General features: G+C 73.8%; 1 protein-coding gene. It reads left to right on the top strand.

Annotated features, from left to right (window positions below):
* Positions 1 to 605: 605 nt before the first annotated feature.
* Positions 606 to 2,438 carry an APC family permease gene (locus ACFRQN_RS40495; protein ID WP_074003983.1) on the top strand — a complete coding sequence of 611 codons (1,833 nt, stop codon included), beginning with the start codon at positions 606 to 608 and terminating at the stop codon, positions 2,436 to 2,438.
* The last annotated feature ends 50 nt before the right edge of the window (positions 2,439 to 2,488 follow it).

Below are 2,488 nucleotides of genomic sequence, written 5' to 3'. Positions count from 1 at the left end.
GGGCAGCGGAGTCGCTGCCCGAGCCCGGCCCTTGGGGTGCTCGCGGGGGTGGGTTGGTCGGGGGTTCCGGGATCATGATCCGGACCAGTGGCGGACCAGATCGGGCCCGGGATCAAGAGTCCGCAGGTCAGGGCACGTCTGGTCAGCGGCCTGTAAATCTGTCGCGCAAGCTACGCAGGTTCGAACCCTGCACCAGCCACAGGATAGAGAAACAGCCCCCGATCTGCGGAAACGCGGATCGGGGGCTGTTTCGTTTTGCCCGGGCGGCCCTGCCGGGGGCGGGGGAGCGGGGAGTCGGGAGGGCGGGCGCCGGGCCGACTTATTGCACATTGCTTGCAATTACGGGTGCCAGGCAGCAGAGTGGGGCCCGGGGGTGGGAGTCCTTCGACAGAGCTGATCGTCTTCCCAGCCGGCGACCGCCGGGACAAACGGCTCGCCCCACCCCCGCCAACAGCCACCCGACGGAGGCCGACGCGGCGTGACGGCCGCGTCAAGGGCGCGTCAAGGCCGCTCGTGGCGGCGTCAGGAACGCGTAGGGGCCCGGCGGGCGACGGGCGCGCGGACCGCAGGATCGGAGCAACTACCGACTGCGGAGGTCCCGTCCGATGTCCAGCGCCATCACCACCCCGGCCGTCACGGCCGACTCCGAGCCGCCTGGCACCGGAGCGGGAGACGAGCGGCACCGGCTCAGCGCGCTCGGCGGGCTGGCCGCGCTCTCGCTGGACGCCATGGCCTCGGTCGCGTACGGGCCGGAGTCGATCGTGCTGGTGCTGGCCGCCGCCGGGGCGTACGGGCTGGGCTTCACGCTGCCGGTCACCGCGGCGATCGCCCTGCTGCTGGCGGTGCTGGTGGCCTCCTACCGGCAGGTGATCGCGGCGTTCCCGGACGGCGGCGGCGCCTACGCGGTGGCCAAGGCGCACCTCGGCCGCCGGACCGCGCTGACCGCGGCCGCCTCGCTGGTCGTCGACTACGTGCTGAACGTCGCGGTCTCGGTCACCGCCGGCGTCGCCGCGCTCACCTCGGCCGTCCCGGGCCTGTACGACGACCGGGTCTGGCTCTGCCTGGGGGTGCTCGCGCTGGTCACCGCGGTGAACCTGCGGGGGATCGCCGAGTCGGCGCGCTGGTTCATGGCGCCGACGGCCGTCTTCGTGCTCTCCATCCTGGCGATCGTCGTGGTCGGCCTGTTCCGGGACGCCCCGGCCAGCACCGCGGCCGCCGCCGGCCACGCCTCGACGCTCGCCGAGAACGCCACCACCGTCGGCGCGCTGCTGCTGCTCAAGGCCTTCGCGGCCGGCTGTTCCGCGCTGACCGGGGTGGAGGCGGTGGCCAACGCCGTCCCCTCCTTCCGCACTCCGCGGGTCAAGCGCGCCCAGCACACCGAGGTCGCGCTCGGCGCCCTGCTCGGCGTGATGCTGATCGGACTGGCCGTGCTGATCGGCCGCTTCCACCTCCAGCCGGTCGAGGGCGTCACCGTGCTCGCCCAACTCGCCGACGCCTCGCTCGGCCACGGCTTCGGCTTCTACGTCGTCCAGTTCGCCACCGTGGTGCTGCTCGGGCTGGCCGCCAACACCTCCTTCGGCGGGCTGCCGGTGCTGCTCGACCTGCTCGCCCGGGACAACCACCTCCCGCACCTGTTCGCGCTGCGCGCCGACCGCCAGGTGTACCGGTACGGCGTGCTGTTCCTGGCCGCGGTGTCGGCGGCGCTGCTGGCCGGCTCCGGCGGGGACGTCAACAGCCTGGTGCCGCTGTTCTCGATCGGCGTGTTCGTCGGCTTCACCATCTGCCAGGTCGGCATGGTCCGGCACTGGCTGCTGCACCGGCCGTCCGGCTGGCGGTGGAAGGCCGCGCTGAACGGCTTCGGGGCGCTGCTCACCGGCGTCGCGGCGCTGGTCGTCACCGGCACCAAGTTCACCGAGGGCGCCTGGGGCATCGTGGTGGCCCTGCCGCTGCTGGTGGTGCTGTTCGAGGCGGTCCACCGCAGTTACGGGCGGATCGGCGAGCGGCTGGAGCTGGGCCGGGTGCCCGGCCCGGTGACCAGGCAGCGCAGCCTGGTCGTCGTCCCGGTGACCGCGATCACCCGGCTGACCAGGGACGGCCTGTCGGCGGCGCTCTCGCTCGGCGACGAGGTCATGGCGGTGACCGTGGTGCACGAGCCGGCCGCCGCCGAGGCGCTGCGCCGGGACTGGGAGCTGTGGCGGCCGGGCGTGCCGTTGGTGGAGATCCCGGACGTCCACCGCCGGCTGGGCCGGCCGATCGCCGACTTCGTCAACGAGCTGGGGGCGGAGCACGCCTACGACCGGCTCACCGTGCTGATCCCCGAGGTGGAGCCGGCCCGCTGGTGGCAGCGGGCGCTCCAGAACCGGCGCGGCGCCGTGATCGACCGCGCCCTGCGGCGGCACACCGACGCGGTGGTCTGCCGGCTGCGCATGCGGATGTGATCAGGGGACGGGTACGGAACGGCCCCGGACGGCAGCCCGCCGTCCGGGGC

This window comes from Kitasatospora sp. NPDC056800, from assembly GCF_042789775.1.
Taxonomy (GTDB): domain Bacteria; phylum Actinomycetota; class Actinomycetes; order Streptomycetales; family Streptomycetaceae; genus Kitasatospora.
Note: the sequence above shows the minus strand (reverse complement) of the source record. Positions and strands in the feature narration are given on the sequence as shown.

Excerpts from the sequence above, each read along its gene's own strand:
- ACFRQN_RS40495 (WP_074003983.1), top strand. The coding sequence starts at position 606 with ATGTCCAGCGCCATCACCACCCCGGCCGTCACGGCCGACTCCGAGCCG.